Annotated in this window: 19 protein-coding genes; 5 read left to right on the top strand and 14 right to left on the bottom strand. The window is 60.5% G+C overall.

The annotated features are described in order from the left end of the window. Nucleotides 1-21: 21 nt before the first annotated feature. The 14 genes from nuoC to G5253_RS00960 form a co-directional block, all read right to left on the bottom strand. Nucleotides 22-1827, bottom strand: a complete 1806-nt coding sequence (gene nuoC / locus G5253_RS01025; protein ID WP_040067274.1) for an NADH-quinone oxidoreductase subunit C/D — start codon at nucleotides 1825-1827, stop codon at nucleotides 22-24. Between the two features lie 2 nt (nucleotides 1828-1829). Further along, nucleotides 1830-2504, bottom strand: a complete 675-nt coding sequence (locus G5253_RS01020) for a NuoB/complex I 20 kDa subunit family protein (protein WP_005344917.1) — start codon at nucleotides 2502-2504, stop codon at nucleotides 1830-1832. Between the two features lie 29 nt (nucleotides 2505-2533). Beyond that, nucleotides 2534-2938: an NADH-quinone oxidoreductase subunit A gene (locus G5253_RS01015; RefSeq protein WP_005344919.1), complete on the bottom strand. Its 405-nt coding sequence runs from the start codon at nucleotides 2936-2938 to the stop codon at nucleotides 2534-2536. A 100-nt stretch (nucleotides 2939-3038) separates the two neighbouring features. Then, nucleotides 3039-3275 (bottom strand): hypothetical protein, encoded by a 237-nt coding sequence (locus tag G5253_RS01010; RefSeq protein WP_152564689.1) that lies wholly within the window; start codon nucleotides 3273-3275, stop codon nucleotides 3039-3041. A gap of 41 nt (nucleotides 3276-3316) precedes the next feature. Next, nucleotides 3317-3886 (bottom strand): DUF1566 domain-containing protein, encoded by a 570-nt coding sequence (locus tag G5253_RS01005; RefSeq protein WP_021231425.1) that lies wholly within the window; start codon nucleotides 3884-3886, stop codon nucleotides 3317-3319. A gap of 13 nt (nucleotides 3887-3899) precedes the next feature. Beyond that, the gene (locus G5253_RS01000; protein WP_266133876.1) at nucleotides 3900-5339 is read right to left on the bottom strand and encodes a DUF1566 domain-containing protein; all 1440 of its coding nucleotides are present in this window, start codon (nucleotides 5337-5339) and stop codon (nucleotides 3900-3902) included. 59 nt (nucleotides 5340-5398) lie between these two features. After that, on the bottom strand, nucleotides 5399-7846 hold the full coding sequence (locus G5253_RS00995; RefSeq protein WP_266133877.1) for a proprotein convertase P-domain-containing protein: 2448 nt from the start codon (nucleotides 7844-7846) through the stop codon (nucleotides 5399-5401). Beyond that, nucleotides 7843-9849, bottom strand: a complete 2007-nt coding sequence (locus G5253_RS00990; protein ID WP_266133878.1) for a prolyl oligopeptidase family serine peptidase — start codon at nucleotides 9847-9849, stop codon at nucleotides 7843-7845. Before G5253_RS00990 ends, G5253_RS00995 begins: the two co-directional genes overlap by 4 nt. After that, nucleotides 9849-11987, bottom strand: coding sequence for a TonB-dependent hemoglobin/transferrin/lactoferrin family receptor (locus G5253_RS00985; protein ID WP_266133879.1), 2139 nt, complete (start codon nucleotides 11985-11987; stop codon nucleotides 9849-9851). Before G5253_RS00985 ends, G5253_RS00990 begins: the two co-directional genes overlap by 1 nt. A gap of 162 nt (nucleotides 11988-12149) precedes the next feature. Continuing rightward, nucleotides 12150-13025: a flagellar motor protein MotB gene (locus G5253_RS00980; protein WP_047438379.1), complete on the bottom strand. Its 876-nt coding sequence runs from the start codon at nucleotides 13023-13025 to the stop codon at nucleotides 12150-12152. After that, nucleotides 13003-13761: a flagellar motor protein gene (locus G5253_RS00975; RefSeq protein WP_213393038.1), complete on the bottom strand. Its 759-nt coding sequence runs from the start codon at nucleotides 13759-13761 to the stop codon at nucleotides 13003-13005. The genes G5253_RS00980 and G5253_RS00975 overlap by 23 nt, the downstream gene beginning before the upstream one ends. Nucleotides 13762-14125: 364 nt before the next feature. Further along, nucleotides 14126-15448, bottom strand: coding sequence for a Na+/H+ antiporter family protein (locus G5253_RS00970; protein WP_005344933.1), 1323 nt, complete (start codon nucleotides 15446-15448; stop codon nucleotides 14126-14128). Nucleotides 15449-15721: 273 nt separating this feature from the next. Continuing rightward, nucleotides 15722-16399, bottom strand: coding sequence for a ribonuclease T (gene rnt / locus G5253_RS00965; RefSeq protein WP_266133880.1), 678 nt, complete (start codon nucleotides 16397-16399; stop codon nucleotides 15722-15724). Between the two features lie 99 nt (nucleotides 16400-16498). After that, complete coding sequence (locus G5253_RS00960) at nucleotides 16499-17236, bottom strand: phosphatase PAP2 family protein (RefSeq protein ID WP_216953910.1); 738 nt, start codon at nucleotides 17234-17236, stop codon at nucleotides 16499-16501. Between the two features lie 247 nt (nucleotides 17237-17483). Here G5253_RS00960 and G5253_RS00955 point away from each other — a divergent pair, with 247 nt between their 5' ends. The 5 genes from G5253_RS00955 to accD all read left to right on the top strand — a co-directional run bounded on the left by G5253_RS00955 (nucleotide 17484) and on the right by accD (nucleotide 24260). After that, nucleotides 17484-18605 carry a 4-phosphoerythronate dehydrogenase gene (locus G5253_RS00955; RefSeq protein WP_266133881.1) on the top strand — a complete coding sequence of 374 codons (1122 nt, stop codon included), beginning with the start codon at nucleotides 17484-17486 and terminating at the stop codon, nucleotides 18603-18605. Nucleotides 18606-18798: 193 nt separating this feature from the next. After that, complete coding sequence (locus tag G5253_RS00950; protein WP_266133882.1) at nucleotides 18799-19815, top strand: aspartate-semialdehyde dehydrogenase; 1017 nt, start codon at nucleotides 18799-18801, stop codon at nucleotides 19813-19815. A gap of 271 nt (nucleotides 19816-20086) precedes the next feature. Further along, nucleotides 20087-22279 (top strand): FimV/HubP family polar landmark protein, encoded by a 2193-nt coding sequence (locus G5253_RS00945; protein ID WP_266133883.1) that lies wholly within the window; start codon nucleotides 20087-20089, stop codon nucleotides 22277-22279. 188 nt (nucleotides 22280-22467) lie between these two features. Next, nucleotides 22468-23277 carry a tRNA pseudouridine(38-40) synthase TruA gene (truA, locus tag G5253_RS00940; RefSeq protein ID WP_216953903.1) on the top strand — a complete coding sequence of 270 codons (810 nt, stop codon included), beginning with the start codon at nucleotides 22468-22470 and terminating at the stop codon, nucleotides 23275-23277. 119 nt (nucleotides 23278-23396) lie between these two features. Beyond that, the gene (gene accD / locus G5253_RS00935; protein ID WP_005344944.1) at nucleotides 23397-24260 is read left to right on the top strand and encodes an acetyl-CoA carboxylase, carboxyltransferase subunit beta; all 864 of its coding nucleotides are present in this window, start codon (nucleotides 23397-23399) and stop codon (nucleotides 24258-24260) included. Nucleotides 24261-24262: the final 2 nt, after the last annotated feature.

Here is a 24262-nt window from a genome sequence, read left to right as displayed (position 1 = left end):
ATGGCCGGGATAGCGGATCACTTAACGGTCCACATCCGACATAACAAAATCGATACTGCCCAGATAGACGATGAGGTCCGACACCATGCTGCCCTTGATCACCGAGGGGATCTGCTGCAGGTGAGCAAAGCTCGGGGTGCGGATCCGGGTCCGGTAGCTCATGGTGGAGCCGTCACTGGTCAGGTAGTAACTGTTGACCCCCTTGGTCGCCTCAATCATCTGGAACGACTCGGCAGCGGGCATCACCGGGCCCCAAGACACTTGCAGGAAGTGGTTGATCAGGGTCTCGATGTGCTGCAGGGTGCGCTCTTTGGGCGGCGGGGTGGTGAGGGGGTGATCCGCCTTGAAGGGGCCCTCCGGCATGTTCTTCATGCACTGCTCGATGATCGACATGCTCTGGCGGATCTCCTCGATCCGCACGGTGGCTCTGTCGTAGGCATCACCATTGCTGCCGACCGGCACTTCAAAGTCGAACTGATCGTAGCCGGAGTAGGGACGCCACTTGCGTACATCGAAGTTGAGGCCGGTGGCGCGCAATCCGGCCCCCGTGGTACCCCAGGATAACGCCTGCTCGGTGGTGTATGCAGAGACGCCGATAGTACGACCGCGCAGAATGCTGTTGCGCATCGCCGCTTTCTCGTAATCCATCAGCCGCTTGGGCAGCCAGCTCAGCAGGTTGTCCTGCACCAGCCGCTGCCATCCCTTCGGCAAGTCGTGGGCCACACCGCCGATACGGAACCAGGCCGGGTGCATGCGGGCACCGGTGATCGCTTCGATGATGGTGTAGATCTTCTGCCGGTCGGTGAAGGTGAAGAAGACTGGGGTCATGGCCCCCACGTCCTGGATATAGGTCCCGAGGAACAAGAGGTGGCTCTGGATGCGGAACAGCTCCGCCATCATCACCCGGATCATGTCGACCCGCTGCGGCACCTTGATGCCGGCCAGCTTCTCGACCGCCAGCACATAGGGGAGGTTGTTCATCACCCCGCCCAGATACTCGACCCGGTCGGTATAGGGGATGTAACTGTGCCAGGATTGGCGCTCGCCCATCTTCTCGGCACCACGATGGTGATAACCGATATCGGGCACGCAGTTGCGGATCTCCTCGCCATCGAGCTGCAACACCAACCGGAAGGCGCCGTGGGCAGAGGGGTGGTTGGGGCCGAGGTTGAGGAACATGTAGTCCTCGTTCTCGTTGCCGCGGGCCAGGCCCCACTCTTCCGGTTTGAACAGCAGGTTCTCCTGCTCCATGTCCTGTTTGGCGGCATCGAGCATGAAGGGATCGAATTCGGTGGCGCGCGCCGGGTAATCCTTGCGCAGCGGGTGACCCTGCCAGCTCTTGGGCATCATGATGCGGGTCAGATGGGGGTGGCCATCGAAGGTGATGCCCATCAGATCCCACACTTCCCGCTCGTACCAGTTGGCATTGGGGAAGTGGTTGGTGATGGTGGGCAGATGCAGGTCACTTTCGGCCAACGCCACTTTCAACATCACATCGGCGTTACGGTCGATGGAGATGAGGTGATAGAAGACGGTGAAATCGCTCTGGGGCAGACCGTCGCGATGGCTGCGCAGCCGCTCATCGGTGGCGCTGAGATCAAACAGCATCACAAACGGGGAGGGCACCTTGCGCAAAAAGCCCATCACATCCTGCAGCAGTTCGCGGGGAAGCCAGACCACCGGCACGCCGGTACGGGTAGTCTGCACGGTGAAGTGCTCGGCCCCGAAGTGGGCAAACAGTTCGCCAATGACTTTGGCATCCTTGTGGTCGCTGGGCTGCCACTGGGCCATGGCGTAATTGCTGGGAAAATCACGAGTCAGTTTCATGGTCAGATCTCATCCGGCGTGCGCAGGTTGGTCACATTGATCCGTTCGCCGCGCTTGCGCTCTTTTTCGGCCTGCATCTGGGGACGGTAGATCCCCTGATCGCCCACCACCCAGGAGAGGGGGCGGCGCTCTTTGCCGATGGAGTCCTGCAGCAGCATCAGGGCTTGCAAAAAGGCTTCGGGACGGGGCGGGCAACCCGGAATGTAGACGTCGACCGGCAGGAACTTGTCTACCCCCTGCACCACTGAATAGATGTCATACATGCCGCCGGAGTTGGCACAGGCCCCCATGGAGATCACCCACTTGGGTTCGAGCAACTGTTCATACAGGCGCTGGATGACTGGCGCCATCTTGATGAAGGGGGTCCCTGCAATCACCATGAAATCGGCCTGACGGGGCGAGGCACGGATAACTTCGGCGCCGAAGCGGGCCACATCGTGGGGGGAGGTGAAGGCGGTACACATCTCCACATAGCAGCAGGAGATGCCGAAGTTGTAAGGCCAGAGGGAGTTTTTGCGGCCCCAGTTGACTGTGTCTTGCAGCACCTCCTCGAGGCGGCCCATCATGATGCCGCGCGTCGCTTCTTGCGCCAGTGGGTCATCGACGGTCTGGCGCTGCTCCTGGGGGTAGCGCTCAACGGGTGCATCCGGGTCAATCCGGGTCAGGGTGTACTTCATGGTGCAACCTCAAGGAAAGGGTCTGTGGTTCAATCACTGTTTTTGTTGTTCAGCTGCGGTTTGCGCGGTGACCAGTCCAGTGCGCCGATGCGCCAGAGGTAGATCAGGCCGATAAGCAGCAGTCCGATGAAAATGGTGGCTTCAATAAAGCCGACCCAGCCACTCTCCCGCACGGAGACAGACCAGGCAAACAGGTAGAGCGCCTCGACGTCGAAGATGACGAAGAACATGGCGACCAGATAGAACTTGGCGGAAAAACGCAGGCGGGCACTGCCGACCGAGTCGACACCAGATTCAAATGGCTTGTTCTTGGTGCGGCCGTAGGCGCGACCTCCCAGCAGGGCGGCGAGGCCTATCATCACCAGACAGATGGTGATGGCACCGATGACATAAATGGCAAAAGCCCAATGTTGAGCAGAAATATCAGCAAACATAGAGGTTTTTCCTAACCAAATTAATCAAGCGACTTAACAATAATGTTACGCATTATGACACTTTCGCACTGATTTACATGTCATTTTTACGGGTTAATTATTAATCGGTTAACCGGTAATTAAATTTTGTTAAGAAGCGCACTTTTTTGTTGGTTATGGCGGGCGGGAAAGGCCTGTAAAGCGCAGAGAGCTGCTCCTCGTTATCACCTGAAAGGGGTAAATGCCGCGGGCGAAGCCGGATCAGGTCGGTATCGCGGGCAGGGGGCACAGGTGGGAGAAGAGCGTGATGGCGGGTGAGATAGGGGGTGGCAAGAGCAATAAAAAGAGAGGCTTTCAAGCCTCTCCTGTCATCGCGTTCCGGTTTCGAGCGTGGGGCGGTCAGGGTTTATTGGCGACCAGCAAGACCTGATCCGGGTAGGCGCCAATGGCGCGAAGACCGATATCTCCCGAGGTGATATCCAGATACGCCCGCTGACCATTGGCGGAGGTTACCGTGCTGCTCATCAGATAGACATAGCCCTCATTGACCTCTTTACCGCCCCCCGCCATGGCACGCGGGAAAATGGCTTCATTGAGAGAGGGCTTGTAGCAGGCATGCTCGACCAGGGTCGCCAGCTCCTTGATGTCGGGCAGGCGCCACTGGCTAATACCGCCGAAGTGATAGAGAGCATGGCTGCTGTCACTGCGGATCCGCTCCGCCACTTGCAGCCCCTGCTGCCAGTAGTAAACAGTCGGTTCCCCCAGGCAACTGCTGCCACTCCATGTCTGCCCCAGTTTGCAGCGCATCCAGGTGAGGCCGGTGTGTTGATCCGTGACGGTGCCGTTGCCATGGTCAAGAAAACGGGCAGAGGGGGCGGTGCGATCCATGGTGTCATCACAAATGGCAGCACCGTGGGCCAGGGGGGCCAGCAGTGCCAGCATGGCGAACGAAAAGCGATAAAGGCTCATGATATTCCTCGGATTATTGGGGAGTGGCGACCAGTCGTACCTGCATCAGCTCGATATAGGTATCTTGCTGCACCAGCGCGGGATAGGTGGTGCCCGCATCTTCTCCCAGGAGCAGGACTGTGCGTTTGCTGATGGGGCCACCGGAGAAGCGCTGGGCGGTGTTGCTGGTGGCGCTCCAGTAGTAGCCATGGTAGGTGTCATCTTCCGAGCGGGCGATATCCGGGAAGTAACGGGTATCCACGATGATGCGTTGACCCAGCGGGTCCTTGGCCAGGCTGCCGTAGTGCATCAGTGACATCAGCTCACCCATGGTGGGCAGCCGCCACTGGCTGATGCCGCAGCGCTGCTCGCCATTGAGCCACTGTTGATACGCGCGGGTGGTCAGCATGGTGGTCAGCGCCTGTGCCCGGGCGAGGGCCGACAGATCTCCTTCGGCGCTGAGCTGTTCGATCCTCTTATGAATATGCTGGTAGGCCGCTTGCTGCTCGCCTGCGGTCGCCTTGAACTGCTCATCCTCATAGGCAAAGGGTCTGCTTTTCCAGTCAGGACTCAAGGGATCATCCGATTTGACCTCCCACACCAGACCGGTATTGAGATCCTTGACGCACTGCCAGCTCGGCGCGTTGTCGGGGAGAACCTGACCGCGATCATCGAGTTTGCGGTAGGCAAGCTGGGGACGAGTGCTATTCCAGCTGGCATCTTGTCCCGGATAGTCATCGGGTTCCTGTTCCAGCAGCGGATCGTTGCCATCGCTGAAGGTGGTGACACCGGTGACGGTCAGCAGGTTGCGTGGCTGCTGCTGCACCAGCAGGGTCAGCAGCTCGCTTTGGGTCTCTTCAGCAAACTGGCCGTTGCGCTCCCACTCCTGAGCCAATTGCGCCAGCATCAGGCTGATTGCGCGATAGCTGGTGGTGAGCAACTGGGTCTCCTTGGCGGTGGCAAGGCGTGTGCGGGCCTGTTGCTGCAAGCTGATCGCCACCTGTTGTAGCGCCTGATCAAACTGGCCGAGACCTGCGAGGGCCGCGCGGTCGCTGCCCGGTTGCAGTGGCGCGAGATCGGCCAGCAGCTGCGTCAGTGCGCGATCGGCGGCCACCCCTTCGGCAATGCGGCTCTGCAACAGGGTGCTGAGCAGGGTCGGTTGTAGCCGTTGTGGATCCCCTTTGGCGGCCGGATGTGCCAGCAGCAGCCCACCGCTCCTCGGTACGAACAGCAGGGGCGAGTTGACGATGTTGGCCGAACGGCTGACCAGGGCCACAACTCCTTCGCCGCTGACGGCAGGGTCGGCAGGATCACATTGCCAATTCTGATCCAGATCGGCGCACAGGGTACCGGCAGTCGGCAGGACGACATCGACCCGGTAGTCCGGGATCGCCAGTGGTGCGTTATCTTCCCCGCCGCCACAGGCGCTGAGCAGGGCTGAGAGGGTTGCAATAACCAGTACGGATGGTTTCACTTCACATTCCTTGATTCGGTCACAGGTTCACGGGGGCGGTAACCCCCGTGGTGCAGGATTCAACGGCGCGGGGTGCTCCGGCGCCAGAGGCGGGGCCAGAGGGCCAGCAACAGCAGCAGGGGGGAAGTCGTGCCGCCACCCCCTTCATCCTGCTCAAGGGGAATGATGCCGGTGTTGGGCAGGGCTTCATCCTTGTCGCAGCGGGCGCCGACTTGCTGGGCGACCCGCCAGTTGCGCAACTGACCGGTGTCACCGGCGCTGGTGTCGTTGATCTCCAGCAGCCAGCGGCCAGCGAGCGGTTCGCCGTGCAGCTTATCCAGCGATTCGAACGGTACCAGTTCACGGGGAAACTCCCCCTTGAGCCGGGTATGGCTGGCGTAACCCTTGTTCCACAGGCTGATCCGGGTGCCGTAAGGGGAGGTGAGCCAGATCTCCAGCTGCTCCAGCTTGCTGTGCTCCAGATCGAGGGCGACCACGAATCCGCTGTCGATGCGGGCCTTGCTCTCGGGCAAGGTGAGGGTGAAGCGGGACAGGCCGTGCCGTTCATCGCTCACCGCATCCTTGATCTGGCCACCCTGGCCGATGGCCCGCTGCCAGAGCGGTTCACCGATCGGCAGTTGCAGGTCAAGGCGGGTCTGGCGCTCGGTGGGGCTGGGCAGGGTGAGCTGGAACTGCAGCGGCAAGGTGACTGCCTCGCCACAGGTCAGGTTGCTCACTGCTTCCAGCGGCAGGGTCCAGCGGGCGGTGCCATTGGCATTGAGCTCTCCCTGCCAGTGACCGTCACCCATGAGCCCCTTGCTCGGGAGCAGGCTGGCATCAGCCACGGTCAGGGGGCGGCCGCTCTGGTTGGTCAATTCGATGGCGAGGCTCTTTTTCTCCCCGGGCAGCAGGTAGCTGTCATCGGCAAGGCGGGCCGCAATGGGAGTGGGCAGCAGGGCGTGGTGGCGGAAGGCCTGCTCCAGCAGCTTGCCATAACTGCGATCCGGATAGAGGCGGTTGGCGGTATCCACGGTGACCCGCGCCAGCTGGGGCATCCGCACCTGCGGGCCGAGGCCGAAGTGGGATTCAATCAGCAGGGTATCGAACTCGTCACGGGCTACCTCGCCATATTGTTCAACGGCCTGGCGCAGCGCGGTGAAGAGCGGGGTGCCCCACAGCTGGTCGCCGTTGCTGCCGTTGATGGTGAGGTGAGCCGGATAGAGGAAGCCCGGATGATAGCGCGCTCGTAGATCATCGAGCTGACGGGGCGTTCGGCCGCTGATCCTGGCATCCCAGTTGAAGACCATGAAAGGCTCGAACTGGCGAGCCTCTGGACTACGCTGGCGCCAGCTGGCGGCCAGATAGTCGCTAAAGCCCTCGCCGATGGCGCCCCAGTCACCCTCTTCTCCCATGTCGGGCAGGATATGGTGCTGCACCGCATGGCCAAACTCGTGCCAGATCACCATGGGATCTTCCGCATCGGGTACCCCGATCCGGCCAATTTCCAACCGGCGCAGGAAGGGGTCATAGAGGGAGTTGTCCTGCTCCCCGGCATCGGTATCGATGGCCAGGGGGCCGCCCATCAGCGTCGGGTAGCCAAGGGATTCCACATGGCGCTGGGCCAGATCCAGATGGTAGTAGCCATTGATATCGAGGAAGGCGGGCTGCTGGTGATCCAGCTGGAAGCCATCAGCATCAGGGCTGCTAAAGGGGGCAGTTTCCGGCGCCGTGCCATCCACGACCCGGGCGCGTGGGCCATTTAGCTGGTAGGTGTCATCCACCTTTTGTACCGTGAGCGGCACGGTGCGATAGGCCCGGTTGTCCAGCACCAGATCGTGGCGCCACAGCAGGTTGCCATCTTGCAGCTGGGTGCGTGGGTCGAGGGCAAAGATGCGGGCCTGCACCGTAGCCGCTTCCCCTGCCAGCGGGACCGCTTCGGCACGGGTGTTGGCCTCTTGCAGCGTGCGCCCCAGCAGGGCGCTGCCATCGCAGGTGACAAACAGTTGCCAGTGGCTGCTTTTGCTGTTGCCCGGCTGGCTTTCCACCGCCAGCAGACGCCAGGCCGCAGTCAGTGTGTCGCCATCCTGCCAGTACCAGGGCTGGGCTTCGTCACTTCCAGCGAATTGCCACACCGTACCATCCAGCGTGGCGGTATAGGCATCCACCCCGGCGCGGCTTGCTTCATCACATGGAGCCGCCTGTGCCTGCATCGGCCGGGTATTGTGATAAAGGCGCCACGGGCGACCCTGCTCATCGAGACTGACGGCGGCCATCAGGCCGGCGATCGGTGCGCCATTGAGTTGCTGGCGATAATGCAGATAGTGGCCCAGCTTGCCTTGGCGCTGATAGGCCGGGGCATCACTCAGGGTGACGCCGAGCTGCTGTTCGAGCCAGAGGCGGGTATCGGCCGGGGCGTCCTGTTCGACAAAACGCAGTTCGGCGGCCTGAGTGGAAAAGCCAGCCAGCCCCAGCAAGAGGGCGGGCAACAGGGGTTTCATAGTGGTACTCCCAATCAGCGGCAGGGTCATTGATTGATCCCCGCCAGATGCAACAAGAAGGCAAATTCACGAGCCCGATCGCCACCACCGGCGCGGTGGCCTCCCTCCAGTTCGGTCAGCAGCAGGTAGGGGCCGGAGCCCGTGCTGTGCTCCCGCAGGCGGGCCAGCCACTTGACCGGCTCCCAGTAGGGCACCTGGCTGTCGTGCAGGGCGGCAGTGACCAGCAGGGGCGGGTAGGGTGCGCGGTGCAGGTTGTCGTAGGGGCTGATGCGGCGCATCGCCTGATACTCTGCGGGCTTGGCCGGGTTGCCCCACTCCTGATACTCCTGACGGGTCAAGGGGAGGGCGGGATCACTCATGGTGCCGAGCATATCGACGAAGGGGACCTGCAACACGGCGCCGCTAAAGAGTGTCGGTTGCTGGTTTAGGGCCGCAGCAACCAGTGTGCCACCCGCGCTGCCCCCCATGGCAAACAGGGGCAGGGGAGCAGAGTCGGGCGACCAGTGGCGCAGGGCGTGACCGGCTGCGATAAAGTCGCTGATGCCGTTCTGCTTGTTGATGCCCCGTCCGTCGCGGGTCCACTGCTCCCCCAGCATGCCGCCGCCGCGCACATGGGCGATGGCGTAGACAAAGCCCCGATCCAGCAGGCTTAACAGCTCTTTCTGGTAGTAGGGGCGCATCGGCGTGCCATAGGCGCCATAGCCGTAGAGCAGTACGGCGCGGGGGGCCAGATCCTTGCGCCACACCAGCGAGACAGGCACCCGGGTGCCATCGGCAGAAGTGATCCAGCGCCGCTCGCTCTGATAGGGCAATGCTTTATTACCTGCGGTGTGCTGGTCGTTGATCCACTGGCCGCTGGTCAAATCCAGCCAGCGCTGGCCGGGGGGCTGACTCAAGCCCTGACTGCGCACCAGAATGCGGTCGCTGGCCGGGTCATGTTCTCCTTGCAGCCAGCCGGTACCGGCGCCACTGGCCAGCGGCAGGCGCTGGCGTTCATGGCCGTTGCGGTCGAGCAGGGCGAGCCAATCCTCCCCCTGCTGGCGAAACTGCACCACCAGATGGCGATCAAACAGTCGCCACTTCTCGGGATCGCCGAGATCCTCCCCTTTGGCGGGCCACAGTCGCTGCCACTCACCGAGCGGCGTGCTGGCTGAGTAGAGGGCAAACGCCCCCTCCCGGTTGCTCTTGATCACCCAGCCGGATTGACTGTCCAGATAGTATTCCACCCCGCGCTGGCGGGGTTTGATCTGCTGCGGCTTGCCCGAGTCGAGCAGGTACTGCTCCGAGCTGTCGTGGTTGTTGCCCTGCAACACCAGATGTTGGCCATCCGTGGTACGATAGAGGCTGAGCAGCCAGGCGGGATCCTGCTCCTCATAGAGAGTCTGCTCCTGGCCATCCTGCCAGCTGCGCAGCCGCCAGGGGCGCAGGGTGTAGCGCTCGTTGGCGACGGTGTAGAGGGTGCGACCATCTTGTGACCAGGCGAGATCAGCGCTGCGCTGTGCCAAACTGGTCAGCGCCTTGCCGCTTTGGAGATCGAGCAGGGTGACCTGATAGTCGAGATCACCGCGCCTGTCTTCGGCGATGGCCAGTGTGCGGTTATCCGGGCTCAGTGCCCAGCCGCCCGCTTCGTAATAGCCCTCACCCGCTCTGGCGGGAAGCCGCTGCAGCACCTTGCCCCCGTGGCGTTGCCAGAGTGAGCCATCCGGGCGCAGCTGCCATGCCTGATCGCCGCGGACAAGCCAGTTCTCTGGCACGGGTTCCCCCGCCGGATGGCGGGCAAATTCGGCGCGCAAGGTTGCTTCCAGCGGCTGCTGCGCGGCGAGTTGCTGCTCGCTCCAGCGATTTTGCTGCTTGAGCAGGGCGAGAATGGCCGGGTTGCTACGGCTCTCGTCCCGCAACCAGAAGTAGGGATCCTGGCGTACGGGATTGCCTGAAATCAGGTGCGATTGGGACGGGATTGGCGGTGGCAGGGCCTCTTGCGCCCACGCCAACGGGACGGCCAACAGAGCCGCCATGATTGCATGATGCTTCATCACATCCCCACGAAACGGTAGCTGAGGCTGGCTGACAGGTAGCGGCCGCTCTGGCTGTAGAGGGAGGTGTCGCTGCCAGCCGGGAGTCCGGCCACATCCTGATAGCGGACATAGCGGGTATCGAGCAGGTTGCCGATGGTGGCATTGACCTTGAGCGCCTCGGTGATCTGCCAGTCGCCGGTGAGATCCAGACTGAACCAGCCTGCGCTGCTCTGGCAGGCACCGTTGTAGCCAGTCTGCGCATTGGCGCACTGGGGCACCTTGGTCATGGCGGCGGCATAGTTGCCACTGAGCTCAACCCCCCAGTCGAGCTGTTGCCAGCGCAGGGTGGTGTTGCCTTCGAGAGGTGTCTGGGTGCGCAGCGGCTCACCGCGGTGATCCTTGCCATCCATCCAGGCCAGATTGGTCGAAAGTTCCCACTCGTCGCTCAGCCAGAGGCTGGCGGCCAGCTCGACGCCCCAGGTTTCTGCTTTGGCAACGTTGCGATATTGGCGCAGGAAGACACCGTCATCGAGGCGAAAACCGGTCTGGCGCCAGTCGATGAAGTTGTAGTAGCGGTTGTAGAAAACGGCCGGTTTGACGCTCCAGTTGTCGCTTTGGCCATTCACTCCCCACTCCAGACTGTGGCTGGTCTCCTCCTTGAGGTTGGGGTTGGCAATGATCTCGAATGGCGGCATGGCAAAGTAGTGAGGAATGTTGCCGTAAACCTGATCGTAAGCGGGAGCGCGGAAGCCGTTGGCATAGCTGAGCCAGCTGCGCCATGTTTCGTTGAAGCGGTAACTGGCCGCCACACTGGGGGAGATGTGGTCGCTGTGGTTCTCGGCCAGATTGCTGTCCGGTGCGCGCAGGCGCTGGCGGTCAAAGCGCAGGGTCGGGGTAAACTGCCAGCTGCCCAGATCGATCACATCGCTCAGCCAGATGCCATCGCGGCGGGTCTCGGCCTTGCTGAAGGGGGCTTTCTGTCCTTGGGTGGTGATGCCATCTTCCAGGGTCAAATTGCTGACCGGCCGCTCGTGGTTGGCCTGCTCCACTTCCACACCGTAGCTGAAGGTGTGATCCAGCGAGCCGGTGCTCAGCTTGCTCTGCAGCTCCAGCTCACTGCCAAGGCGCAGCTCCTCGAATGTGGAGAGGGTGCGCTGGCTGCGATATCTGGGATAGCCGCTCAGGGCATCGTTGCGCAGCAGCTGGCGCTGGTTGGCTTCGTTGCGTGACTGGTTGCCAAACAGGCTCCAGTTGAGGGTATCGATCATGCCCAGATCGTTGGCCTCCCAGCTGAACTTGCCGCCCTGGGTGCGCTGATCGCCATCTTCCTGAAAACCGACCACGTCCCAGCTGCCATCGGGTTGGGGCACCGCTTTGGGCCCCATCTGGCGTTTGGCGTGATCCTCGTAGTAGTCCAGCTCCAGCCGCAGAGCGTGATGGGCATTGAGGGGGAGGCGGCTGCTGGTGGAGGCACTCATGCCATCCAAATCAGCCGGAATGCGGTTCTCCTCAAAGTTGGCGGTTTCGTTGCCACGCCAGCCGGAGAGGCGCAACAGATGTGCGCTCTCCAGTGCCCGTACCGCGCCGGTCATGCTGAGCTTCTTCTTGTTGCTGTCGCCACCGTAGAGAGTCTTGGCCGCCAGATAGCTATCTTGCTGTTGCAGATAATCTTCCGGCTGCTTGGTATTCATCACCACGGTGCCGCCGATGGCATCGGAGCCGTGCAGGGAGGAACCGGCCCCCTTGGCCACCTCAATCTGCTTGATGTCGTCGAGATCGAAGTTGAAGCGACCCACCTTGTCATTGATGTTGTCGGCGCCAAAGCCGTCGCTGACGCGTACCCCATCCTTGATCAGCAGGATGCGGTTGCCACCGATGCCGCGCACGCTGATGTTTTGCGGTCGCCCGGCAGAGCCGGTGACCGAGACACCGGGGATCTTGCGAAACACATGGGTCAGCTCGCTGGCGACCTGACGGTCCAGCTCTTCCTGGGTGATGACGGTGATGGAGCCGGAGACATCGGAGAGTTTCTGTTGTACCCGTTGCCCGGTGACAATGATGGTGTCGTCGCTGCGAGCCTTCTCCACAGGGGGAAGATCGGCCGCGCCAGCTGAGGCACACAGGAGTGCCGGCCATGCCTGAAGCAGTTTGTTCATAATGATAATTGTTTTTATTTAAGCCTGAGGGGCGGCATTATTGCAGAGGCCTGACCACTTGACAATAAATGGCAATCATTATCATTAAGATCTTATGGTGTTGATATTATTGAGTTATTTGTTTTTATAAAGAGGCTCCCGCGCGAGGCAGGAGCGGGGGGATCAGGGCTTGAGCAGTTGCAGCGACTCTTCTGCGGCCTTGCCTTGGGAGAGGGTGATATCGACCCGGCGGTTCGCCTGGCGATGTTCGGGGGTGTCATTGGCAAAGCGGGGTTGAGTGTCGGCAACACCCTGAGCGATGATTCGTCTGGCATCCAGCTGGGGATTGGTCAGCATGGTCTGCACGATGGAGGAGGCCCGCAGCACAGAGAGCTCCCAGTTGTTGCGATAGAGCTCCACCGGCGCTTGGGAGTTGTCGGTATGACCGGTGACCACTACCTGCCCCGGGATATTGGCCAAAATGCCGGCGATCTTGTTGACCAGCGGGATGAACTGGGGCTGCAGGAACGCCGAATCGGCGGGAAACAGCGCCTTCTCGCCGATGCGGATCACCAGCTGACTGCCAAGCTGCTCGACCTCCAGATCCTTCGATTCAATCTGGGCCTTTAGCTGCTGCTCCAGCTTCTGCTTGGTCACCTGCACCCACTCCTGCTCCTTGGTCTTGTGGGGCCAGGCTTCGGTGGCGCTCGGTTTTTCCGAGGCACCTATGGTCTCGTTGAAGGGGTCCGATGCAGCCATGGGGGCATCTTTCTCCAGCACAGTCTCCTCTTTCGGGCTGCTCGGCGTAGTTTTTGATTCTGGCTCGAGAATCCCTGTGCCCCCCTGCATCAAAGGTGAGCCGGCAGGCGGGGAGATGAGGCCGATTTTACCCAGCGACTCGATAAAGCCCTGGATAAGCACCCGGGTTTCGGACTGCTTGGCCATGGCAAAGGAGTAGAGCACCACAAACAGGGCGAACAGCAGGGTCATGAAGTCGGCATAGGAGACCAGCCAGCGTTCGTGGTTCTCCGGTGCTTCAGCTTTTTTCTTTTTGGCCACCGTGACCTCCCAGATAAGGTTCGAGGGTAACTTGCAGGCGCGCTTGGGATTCGCCATCCACGATGCAGAGAATGCCGGTCAGGGTCATCTCCTTGTAGTGGCGGATCTGGTGGGCAAACCCCTTGTAGCGGTTGCCAAACGGCAAGAAGATCAGGTTGGCTGCGGATACCCCGTAGATGGTGGCGATAAAGGCCACCGCGATGGCGCCGCCCAGCTTGTCGGGGGCATCCAGCAGACCCATGGCGTGGATCAGGCCAAACACCGCGCCGACGATCCCCATGGTCGGGCAGTAGCCGCCCATGGCTTCGTAGAATTTGACCGTCTGTTCGAGATCTTCCTGCTCGAACTCGATCTCGTTCTCCAGCACCTCGTGTATCTTGGTTTTTTCGTAACCATCAACCATCATCTGCACCCCTTTCTTCAGGAAAGGATCCTTGATCTCGTCGATCATCCCTTCCAGCGCCAGCATGCCGCTACGGCGGGCGTTGCCTGCCAGGGTCTCCAGCAACTGGGCCTGTTCATGCATATCGAGCTTGAGGGGGGAGAGCAGCCATTTGAAACGCTTCATGGTGCTGCCGACGACGGAGAAAGGGAACTGGGTCAGCGCAGCACCTATGGTGCCACCGATCACAATGAGGAATGCGGGCAGATCGAGCAGTGCACTGGGGTGCCCCCCCTCGATCATGTTGCCGCCAAGGATGGCGATCAACGCCAGCACCAAGCCAATCAAGCTCATTTTTTACACGTCCCTGTATGGTGATAATCGCTAGTGTAGCTAGTTAAGTATCAGTTTTTCAAAATGATATCCAATCGCTGAGCAATTAATCGGCGTGGTATGTGGCAACGGGTGTGGCGCACAACGCTGGGGGTGCTGAGTGCTGTTATGGCATCTGTGGCTAGAGACTGATCCCATAAGAGCAAGGAGCGAAACAAGCAGTGCGCAATCATCCAGATCCGGGAATCCATGTCGCCCATTAAAGAGCTTCTCCTCTCGGGGCCATGTCCTGGTGATTAGGTGAACGTGCTTATAAAGAAGGCGACCATAAGGTCGCCTTCTTGTTTCGTACTTTGCAGAGCATGGTTCGATGCCAGAGTGGCTATCAGAGCACCATGGCGGCAATCCAGCCGAAGATCACCAGCGGGATGTTGTAGTGAATAAAGGTGGGCACCACGCTGTCCCAGATATGGTCGTGCTGGCCATCGGCGTTGAGGCCGGATGTCGGGCCCAGGGTAGAGTCGGAGGCCGGTGACCCCGCATCCCCCAGCGCGCCAGCGGTACCGACCAGCGCGATGATCGCCATCGGTGAGAAGCCGAGCTGCAGACAGAGCGGCACATAGATGGTGGCGATGATGGGCACGGTGGAGAAGGAAGAGCCGATCCCCATGGTGATGAGCAGGCCCACCAGCAGCATCAGGAAGGCGGCGATCCCCTTGTGCTGGCCGATGCCGGAGGCGACCACCTGTACCAGAGAGTCGACCCCGTGGGTTGCCTTCATCACCGCGGCAAAACCGGCGGCGGAGATCATGATGAAGCCGATCAGCGACATCATGCGCACCCCCTGGGTGAAAGCATCCTGGCTTTCGCGAAACTTGATGACGCCGCCGCAGGTGAAGATGACAAAACCGGCCAGCGCACCCAGTACGATGCTGTTGGTCATCAACTGCAGCCCCAGTGCTACACCAATGGCCAGCAGGGCCACCCAGATATGAGTGAGGTTGAGCTCGACCGCTTCGGGCTCGGCATCCAGGATCTTGGCCAGATCGTACTGGCGCGGTTTGCGATAGCTGATGAATACCGCAATCAGCAGGCCCAGTACCATACCGGCAACCGGAATGGCCATCGCCAGCGGGATCTGGCTGGTGGTGATGGGCACGCCGTTATCGATCAGGTTCTTGGCCAGAATGTTGTTCAGGAAGATGCCGCCAAAGCCGACCGGCAGCACCATATAGGTGGCGGTCAGGCCAAAGGTGATGACACAGGCCACCTGACGACGGTCGATCTGCATCTGCGCCATTACATGCAGCAGCGGCGGGATCAGAATGGGAATAAAGGCGATATGAACCGGGATCAGGTTCTGGGACGAGATGGCCACGGCCAGCACGGAAGAGAGCAGCAGGGTTTTAACCCACATGATGCGGGTCGAGCTGGCATCCTTGCCCAACTGGCTGATCACCTTGCGGGCCAGCAGGTCGGTGATCCCGGAGCGGGAGATGGCAACCGCAAAGGCGCCCAGCATGGCGTAGGAGAGGGCAATCTCGGCACCACCGCCCAGGCCACCACTGAAGGTGGTAAGGGTATCGGTCAACGACAGCCCGCCCACCAGGCCGCCAGCAATGGCCCCCAGCGCCAGCGAGACCACCACATTGATCCGCAGCAGACTGAGCACCAGCATCAGCCCGACTGCGATAACAACAGGATTCATTTGATTTCCTTATAGTTTGTTATTGCTGTCTGTCATGTGAAGGGGAGTTAGTTTGCGAAAAATGTGACAAATGTCGAGTAAAAAATCAGTCAAACCCCTCATATCGCAGCAGCATGTGGCACAAGGTTGCTCAACATGAGGGTTTGTGACCTGTTTGTCTCTGTGCATCCCGTGCGCAGCGGTGGATAGTGACGTTGATAGCGATTTCCGGTGCGCCGTGCAATCAATCACTTCCCTAAAAAGCGAAGGCTGCCAGTGGCAGCCTTCGTCCGTTTATTCTTGTCCCTCATTGTCGGCAGGGGCATCGGTTGTGTCATCATCCGGATGCGCTGGCGGCCATCCCCCCATGCTCTTCCAGCGGTTGACGATATGACAGAACAGCTCGGTGGTGCGCTCGGTGTCATAGAGGGCAGAGTGCGCCTCTTTATTGTCAAACGGGATGCGGGCGCTCTGGCACGCTTTGGCCAGCACGGTCTGACCCAGCGCAAGCCCGGAGAGGGCGGCGGTGTCGAAGGTGGCAAACGGGTGGAACGGATTGCGCTTGAGGCCTGCTCGTTCGGCGGCGGCCATCACGAAGCCGTGATCGAAGGTGGCGTTGTGGGCCACTATGATTGCGCGGCCGCAATCCTGCTCCTTCATCCCCTTGCGGATCCCCTTGAAGATCTCGGTCAATGCCTCTTTTTCCGAGACTGCGCCACGCAACGGGTTGTAGGGGTCTATGCCGGTGAACTCCAGCGCGGCCTTTTCCAGATTGGCCCCTTCGAAGGGCTCGACATGAAAGTGGAATACCTGATCGGGAACGAGCCAGCCCTGCTCATCCATTTTCAGGGTGTAAGCCGCGATTTCGAGCAGGGCATCGGTCTTGGCGTTGAACCCGGCTGTTTCAACATCGATGACTACGGGGTAAAAACCACGGAAACGGCCCTTGAGGGTATGAACTGCGTCGGTCATGGGATCTCGGTCGGGATAAAATGAGGCGGCATTATGGCAAAAAAGCACAGGCTTGTCCTCCCATCCCACGCAGGAGACAGCGGCAAGATGGTGCCGGATTCAATATCTGTGCAGCCACCAGCGGGCGGCAATTAGCGCCGTGAACGACCCCAGCAGGGCGCTGGCCAGTACATCCACCGGCCAGTGCATCCCCATTACCATGCGCGACAGACCAACCCCCAGTGCCCACAGTGGCAGTAGCCAGACGCCCGTGGGGGCGCGGGCCAGCCAGATGAGGCCAAAGAATTGGGCCAGGCTGATGGCGGCGATGCTGTGGCCAGAGGGGAAGGCGTAATTCACCTCCTTTTGCCAGTGGTGGCCGAGCCACTCTGGCAGGGCCAGCAACTGGCTGGCCGCATGCACCTGCTCACTGCGTACATCGACGCTACTGGCGTAGAAGCTTTTAATGGCCGGGATCAGCCCCTGACTCTCCAGCCAGAGCAGGTAGGGTCTGGGCTCTTCGGTCAGGTGTTTGACCAGGCTCTTGATCACCCAGTCGCTGGCAAGCAGGGCAGCCAGTACACACCCCAGCGCAATGAAGGGCGCCAGCTCCAGTTTGAGTTTGTAGCGGGTCAGTAGCAGCAAGAGGGCGCCACTGACCCCGATCCCGGGAATATCGACCATGCGGGTAAGGGCGTATAACCACCATAGCCAGCCTGACTGCAGTGAACCGGTCAGAAAAGGCTGCCAGGGCAGGGTGGCGAGCATCAGCAGGGGCAGGATCAACAGGGCAGTGAAGCCAAGCACCTGACTGCGGGTGAGTGAGGAGATAGAGAGCGACGAGAAATGTGGCGGCATGGTGGATATGGGCGATCGCGAAAAAGAGGGGCATTGTGCCACCGTGACATGCCCGGACAAAGCCGAGCAGCACGTTTGTTACCTCTGCTTACACATTTGTGGCGACATCCTCAGTTTGAACGGCAGGAGAGAGTGGCCACCGAACAATGTGGTCCCCTTTCGCGCCTGATTGCATCACAGGCTGAAATCTCGGGCGGCTTTGCGCTAGAATGGCGCCCCCGTGGCGGTTGTGACCAAAGAGAGCCCGATGAAGATAGTCGTTGATGAGAATATGCCCCATGCCGTGGAGCTGTTTGCCGAATTTGGCGAGGTGATCCCCTTGCCCGGACGGCAGATGCAGGCCTGCGATCTGCTCGATGCCGATGTGCTGCTGGTGCGTTCGGTCACCCGCGTCAACGGCGATTTGCTGGCGACCAGCCCCAAACTCGGGTTTGTCGGCACCGCCACCATAGGCACCGACCATGTGGACAAGGCGTTGCTGGCAAGCCGCAATATTCCCTTCTTCAGCGCCCCCGGTTGCAACAAGTATTCGGTGGGGGATTATGTGCTCTCCGCCCTGCTGGTGCTGGCGGAGCGCTATGAACTCGACCTCTCGGCCATGACGTTGGCGGTGATTGGCGCGGGCAATACCGGCGAGTGCGTGGCTGGCAAGGCCCAAGCGCTCGGCATGCGGGTACTGCGCTGCGATCCGCCCAGGGCGCGGGATAATCCTGATGCGGGCTTTGTCGATTATCAGACCGCTCTTGGTGCCGATATCGTCAGCTTCCATGTGCCCATTACCCGTGAAGGGCAGGATGCCACCTACCATCTGCTCGATGCCGAACAGATTGTCGCGCGCCCTGCCGGGCAGATCCTGATCAATGCTTCCCGGGGCGAGGTGTGGGATAACCGGGCCCTGCTGGCACGCCAGCTGAGCGATAAGCCTTTACGACTGGTGATGGATGTGTGGGAGAACGAGCCCGAGCCACTGGCTGCGCTGGTGCCCCATACCGAGATTGCCACTCCCCATATCGCCGGTTACAGCCTGGAGGGGAAGGCGCGCGGTACCTGGATGCTCTATCAGGCGCTCTGCCAGCAGCTGGGACGCCAGCCTCGTCAGGATTTGAGTCAGCTCCTGCCTGCCCCCGATGTGCAGGCGGTGGTGCCGGGCCACGCACCGGATCAGGCGTTGATCAAGCAACTGGTGCATCTGGTTTATGACGTGCGTCGCGATGATGCCTGTTTCCGGGCCCGACTCGGCTTGCCCGGCAGCTTTGACGAGCAGCGCAAACACTATCCCGAGCGCCGTGAACTATCCTCCCTGCAGGTTGAGGGGGCGTTTGCCGACCAGGCGCTGGGCGAGCTGGGATTTGCGCTGTCACGCCCCTGAATCGGGGACTAGGAGTTGGAAGATAACCGGAAGGGGTGAGCCGTACTGGCTACCTCGACCCCATTTTTTACTGAGCTGGCGCAGATGCTACTGCGCCGGCTCAGCCATATCAGGCAGCGTCATCTCGCCGTGCGGGAGACTGCCGACCATGGCTCCAGTCGGCGCCATTGCAGCATTATCAGAGGAGAACAGAATGAGCCAGCAGTTTAACGTAGCGGTATTGGGTGCCAGCGGCGCCGTGGGTCAGGCGATGATCGAGATCCTGGAAGAGCGCGAATTTCCGGTAGCGACCCTTTATCCGCTGGCTTCCAGCCGCAGCGCCGGTGATACCGTGCGCTTTGGCGGCAAGAACCTCGAGATCCTCGATGTGGAGGAGTTTGACTGGAGCCAGGTACAGATCGCACTCTTCTCCGCCGGTGCCGAGGTCTCGGCCAAGTGGGCGCCGATTGCTGCCGAACACGGCTGCATCGTCATCGACAACACCTCCTGCTTCCGTTACGACGAAGATATCCCGCTGGTGATCCCGGAAGTGAACCCGAATGCGCTGGCCGATTTTCGCAATCGCAACATCATCGCCAACCCCAACTGCTCCACTATCCAGATGCTGGTGGCCTTGAAGCCGCTGCACGACGAAGTGGGCATTGCCCGCATCAACGTGGCCACCTATCAATCCGTATCAGGCTCCGGCAAAGAGGGGGTCAGCGAGCTGGCAGGTCAGACAGCTCATCTGCTCAACGGCCGTCCGGTGGAACCGACCCTTTATCCGCAACAGATCGCCTTTAACCTGATTCCGCAGATCGACAGCTTCACCGACAACGGCTACACCCGTGAAGAGATGAAGATGGTATGGGAAACCCAGAAGATCCTGGGGGATGCCAGCATAGCCGTGAACCCGACTTGCGTGCGGGTGCCGGTTTTCTACGGCCACGCCGAGGCGGTACACGTCGAACTGCACCAGCCGCTCGATGCTGAACAGGTCAAGGATCTGCTGCGCAGTGCGCCGGGCGTGACCCTGTTTGATGACGAAGGGGATTATCCGACTCCGGTGCGCGACGCAACCGGCAAGGATGAGGTGCTGGTGGGGCGGGTGCGTCAGGATATTTCTCATCCGAGTGGTATCAATATGTGGATCGTGGCCGATAACGTTCGTAAGGGCGCGGCAACCAACAGTGTACAGATTGCCGAGCTGCTGGTTCGCGACTATCTGTAAGGCTGGATATCTGCCACAGATGGGCAGCAGGGAGTGCTGCCCATCCGGACTGTGATAAATCGGGGGTGTGACCCATGCCGCACTCCGCTACATCAAGATTCTGTTGCGATATCAACTGATTAAGTTTTTTCCTACACTCAGAGTCAAGTCGGGTGCTAAATGTGTCGGACTACTGGCTTGCGACGCGAGCCTGATTTATATTGAACCGACTGTTTTGGGGTAACTATCCAGATTTTTCAATGTGATAGGGCCGTCATACGAAGGAACGAATATGGGACATTCCCGCATAACATTGGCAACGCTACTCGCATTGGGTCTGCTGGGCTCCGTCCAGGCTGAAGACGCTGCGCGGGAGCCTTTTTTTGTCGAGCTAAAAGGCCCTGACGAGCCCGCACCTCCAGCCGTCAATTCCCAGCCGCTGGCGCAACCGGTCGCCAGACCCGTGGCGCAACCGGTACGTGCAACCGCCCAGCCGGTGGTACGTCAGGTCACGGCCAATGCCGGTAGTTATGGCCCTGTTCGTCCAACCGATACTCTCTGGAGTCTGGCGAGCAAATACCGTCCCTCCAGTAGTGTCAGCGTCTACCAGACCATGGTGGCGATCTACGAGAAAAACCCCCGCAGTTTTGCCGATGGCAATATCAACCACATTCTGGTGGGGTCACGCATCCTGTTGCCGACCGTGGCCGAGGCGAGCGTCATCACCGATGCCCAGGCGCGTGCTAAGTTCCGCAGCGACAACGCCAGCTGGAAGGGGTTAAGCCCCAAGTATCTCGCCGAGAAGCAGGCCCATGGCGCCAAACCGGCGGCCAAGCCCGTGAAGGTTGAGACTGCCAAAGCCGAACCGGTGAAAACCGCGCCAGCTCCCTTGCCTGCGGCAAAAGCGGCACCCATTCCTGCTCCTGTCGTAGCACCGCAACCGTCTGCTGAAACCAAAGATGTTGTCAAGGCGAGCGAGCCTGCGCCAAAAGAGGCGGTGGCCCCAGTCCCGGCGACGAGCGCCGCAGCAAGCACCACACCGGCGCCTCTGCCTTCCGATCTGGAAAAACCGGTGGGCAAACCGGCCACCGAGATGGCGCTGGCGCTGGAAGATGCCAATGCCCAGCTCGGTCAGGTGACCGAGATGAACCACAGGCTCAAACTGCGCTTGCAATCTCTCACCGAAGAGGTCGAGACCCTCAAGGCCCAGTTGCAGGATCAGACCGCGCTGCAAAAAGAGCTCGCCGAGCTGAAGGCCAGACCTGTCCCCCCCGTGGTGGCAGAGCCTGAACCCAAGCAGCACTGGCTGATGGAGCTGCTCTCCTCACCGCTCAACCTTGCCATGATCATCCTGCTGCCGGTGCTGCTGGTATTGGCGCTGGTGACCCTGTGGCTGCGGGCCCGTGCCCGTCGCGAGCTGGAGGAGCAGGAGAAGAGCCTCTCCGAGTCCACCGCCATGATGATGGATCAGGAGCAGAGCGAGTTTGACGATCTGCTGAGTGTCGATGTGACCGACAACGAGCCGGTACGCCCGGTGCCGGATCTCAATACCCCTGATGGCTTTATGCCGGTCGAGCCAGATGAACCGGCTAAAAAGCCGGATGTTGATCTGGTTTTCAGCGACGATGGCGAGATCGATCTGCAAGGTTTCGAGCCGGAGCGAATGGCTGCCCAGTCAGCCAGTCGTGACCCGGATCTGGTGCCGGATCTCGATCTCTCGCTGGATGAGCCTGTCGCGTTGGCCAATGAACCCGACATGGATCTGGACAGCGAGTTCAATCCCAAGTCCAGGGATGCTGATGAGCTCATGAGCGAAGAGGAGCTGCAGGCAGCCCTGTTTGCCGAGCTGGATGCGGATCTTTCGGCTGATCTGGAACCGGAGTTGAGTGCAAGCAGCAAGAGTACGGCTGCTGATGATCTGGCCAGTTTTGATCTGGGTGATTTTGAAAATGAGCTGGATAAACCGGCTGCGGGCGAGGACAATAATGCCATCGACTTGAGCGTGGATTGTTCGGCTGATGATATGTTGGCCGAGTTGGGGCTTGAGCCAACCAAAGGCAAGGAGACCGAGCTCGATCTTGAGTGGGATCCCAACGAACTGGCGCTCTCCGATTTCGAGGATGCCTTTACCGAAGTGGAGTCTCATCCGGCAGAATTGCAGCCAAGGGAACAGGCCCAGGCAAGCGGTTACGTCGAGATCGACAAGCTGCTGGCCGATGCGGATGCCACCGCGCCGGAGCAGGAGCCCTATCAGGGTCTCTCGCTGGACGTGGGGCTCGATGGTTTCCCCGAGGTGTTGCCTGAATCCACCGGCTTTGATGTGGATGCCGATGACGGCGGTGTGGGGGCCAAGCTGGATCTGGCCCGCGCTTACCTCGAGATCGACGACAAGGATAGCGCCCGCGAGCTGCTGCAAGAAGCGGCAGAGCAGGGCACCGAGCATCAGCGTGCCGAGGCAGAAAAACTGCTCAAGCGGTTGGGGTAAAATTGTCCCTGTCGCGGGATCAGCAAGAAGGGGGCAGCCATTGGCTGCCCCCTTCTTCATGGCAATTTGCACAGGGTGAATTCTCCGCCCATGCAAGCCAATCAGGCGGTTTGTGGGACTTTTCGAGTTGAGCGCGTATAATCCGCCCCGTTTCTTTCACTGCGTTTCACAACAAGACAAGTTTATCCATGCGAATTGCCCTAGGTATTGAATATGACGGCAGCCGGTATTTCGGTTGGCAGCGTCAGCGTGAAGTGATCAGCGTGCAGGAGGAGTTGGAGAAGGCCATCAGCCGGATCGCCAACCACCCTGTCTCCATCCAGTGTGCCGGGCGCACCGATGCCGGCGTCCATGCGACCGGCCAGGTGATCCACTTCGATACCGAGGCGAACCGTGCCGAAGGGGCCTGGACCCTGGGGCTCAACTCCAACCTGCCGCCGGATATCGCCGTGCGCTGGGTCAAGGAGGTGGACGAAACGTTCCACGCCCGCTTCAGCGCCACCGCCCGTCGCTACCGTTACGTCATCTACAACCACAACTTCCGTCCGGCGATCCTCGGCAGTGGCGTCAGTCACTACCACGAGACCATCGATGCCGAGTTGATGCACCAGGCGGGCCAGAGCCTGCTGGGGGAGCACGACTTCAGCACCTTCCGTGCCGTCGCCTGCCAATCCAACACCCCGTGGCGCAATGTGACCCATCTGTGCGTCAGCCGCTCCGGCCCCTACATCGTGCTCGACATCAAGGCCAACGCCTTCCTGCACCACATGGTGCGCAACATCACCGGCTCCCTGCTGCTGGTGGGGCAGGGGCTCAAACCGGTGGAGTGGATTGCCGAGGTGCTGGCGGCCAAGGATCGCAATCTGGCCGGGCCGACCGCCAAGGCCGGTGGCCTCTATCTGGTCGACGTGGATTACCCGGCCGAGTTTGCTCTGCCGCAGTTGCCGCTCGGCCCGCTGTGGCTGCCGGACTCGGCACCGGGTACGACCAGTTTTTAGTAACTGCGCCCGAAAAATTGTGGTTTAATGACCCGTCATTTGTTGCCATCGAGCTATTAAGTCATTGAACAATCTAGGCTCGATGCGTTTTGTCAGGCACAAAAGCATTAAGGAATTCCATGAGCTGGCTTGAGAAGATTCTTCCCAAGAGCAAGATCACTGCACCCCGTCGTCACAACATTCCGGAAGGGGTGTGGACCAAGTGCAGTGCTTGTGAACAGGTGCTCTACCGGGCAGAGTTGGAGCGCAACCTCGAAGTGTGCCCCAAGTGTGATCATCATATGCGCATCAGCGCTCGCGCCCGTCTCGAGAGTTTCCTCGACGAGCAGGGTCGTACCGAGATCGGTGCCGAGCTGGAGCCGCAGGATGTACTGAAATTCAAGGATTCCAAGCGCTACAAGGATCGTTTGTCTGCCGCCCAGAAAGCGACAGGAGAAAAAGATGCGCTGGTGGTCATGAAAGGGACCCTCAAAGGGGTGCCGGTTGTCGCCTGTTCCTTTGAGTTCTCCTTTATCGGTGGCTCCATGTCCTCCGTGGTCGGTGCCCGCTTCGTGCGCGCTGTCGAGGAGTGCATCAAGGAGGGCCGCGGTCTGGTCTGTTTCTCCACTTCTGGTGGTGCCCGCATGCAGGAAGCCCTCTTCTCCCTGATGCAGATGGCCAAGACCAGCGCGGCGCTAGACCGACTCTCCAAGGCTGGCCTGCCCTTTATCTCTGTGCTGACCGACCCCACCATGGGGGGCGTTTCCGCCAGTCTGGCGATGCTGGGTGACATCAACGTGGGCGAGCCCAAGGCGCTGATCGGTTTTGCCGGCCCGCGCGTTATCGAGCAGACCGTACGCGAGAAACTGCCGGAAGGCTTCCAGCGCTCCGAATTCCTGCTGGAGAAGGGGGCCATCGACCTGATTATCGATCGTCGCGACATGCGTAACCGTCTGGCCAGCCTGCTCGCCAAAATGCTGAATACTCACGTCATCGAAGAGTGAAG

The sequence above is a fragment of the Aeromonas sp. 602658 genome, from assembly GCF_049173005.1.
GTDB classification, from domain to species: domain Bacteria; phylum Pseudomonadota; class Gammaproteobacteria; order Enterobacterales; family Aeromonadaceae; genus Aeromonas; species Aeromonas veronii_A.
This window is presented reverse-complemented; position numbering and strand designations above follow the sequence as displayed.

What these genes read in the sequence shown, in the direction of transcription:
- nuoC (WP_040067274.1), bottom strand. Translation starts at nt 1,827, where the DNA reads ATGAAACTGACTCGTGATTTTCCCAGCAATTACGCCATGGCCCAGTGG.
- G5253_RS01020 (WP_005344917.1), bottom strand. Translation starts at nt 2,504, where the DNA reads ATGAAGTACACCCTGACCCGGATTGACCCGGATGCACCCGTTGAGCGC.
- G5253_RS01015 (WP_005344919.1), bottom strand. Translation starts at nt 2,938, where the DNA reads ATGTTTGCTGATATTTCTGCTCAACATTGGGCTTTTGCCATTTATGTC.
- G5253_RS01005 (WP_021231425.1), bottom strand. Translation starts at nt 3,886, where the DNA reads ATGAGCCTTTATCGCTTTTCGTTCGCCATGCTGGCACTGCTGGCCCCC.
- G5253_RS00995 (WP_266133877.1), bottom strand. Translation starts at nt 7,846, where the DNA reads ATGACCCTGCCGCTGATTGGGAGTACCACTATGAAACCCCTGTTGCCC.
- G5253_RS00990 (WP_266133878.1), bottom strand. Translation starts at nt 9,849, where the DNA reads ATGAAGCATCATGCAATCATGGCGGCTCTGTTGGCCGTCCCGTTGGCG.
- G5253_RS00985 (WP_266133879.1), bottom strand. Translation starts at nt 11,987, where the DNA reads ATGAACAAACTGCTTCAGGCATGGCCGGCACTCCTGTGTGCCTCAGCT.
- G5253_RS00975 (WP_213393038.1), bottom strand. Translation starts at nt 13,761, where the DNA reads ATGAGCTTGATTGGCTTGGTGCTGGCGTTGATCGCCATCCTTGGCGGC.
- G5253_RS00970 (WP_005344933.1), bottom strand. Translation starts at nt 15,448, where the DNA reads ATGAATCCTGTTGTTATCGCAGTCGGGCTGATGCTGGTGCTCAGTCTG.
- rnt (WP_266133880.1), bottom strand. Translation starts at nt 16,399, where the DNA reads ATGACCGACGCAGTTCATACCCTCAAGGGCCGTTTCCGTGGTTTTTAC.
- G5253_RS00960 (WP_216953910.1), bottom strand. Translation starts at nt 17,236, where the DNA reads ATGCCGCCACATTTCTCGTCGCTCTCTATCTCCTCACTCACCCGCAGT.
- G5253_RS00955 (WP_266133881.1), top strand. Translation starts at nt 17,484, where the DNA reads ATGAAGATAGTCGTTGATGAGAATATGCCCCATGCCGTGGAGCTGTTT.
- G5253_RS00950 (WP_266133882.1), top strand. Translation starts at nt 18,799, where the DNA reads ATGAGCCAGCAGTTTAACGTAGCGGTATTGGGTGCCAGCGGCGCCGTG.
- G5253_RS00945 (WP_266133883.1), top strand. Translation starts at nt 20,087, where the DNA reads ATGGGACATTCCCGCATAACATTGGCAACGCTACTCGCATTGGGTCTG.
- truA (WP_216953903.1), top strand. Translation starts at nt 22,468, where the DNA reads ATGCGAATTGCCCTAGGTATTGAATATGACGGCAGCCGGTATTTCGGT.
- accD (WP_005344944.1), top strand. Translation starts at nt 23,397, where the DNA reads ATGAGCTGGCTTGAGAAGATTCTTCCCAAGAGCAAGATCACTGCACCC.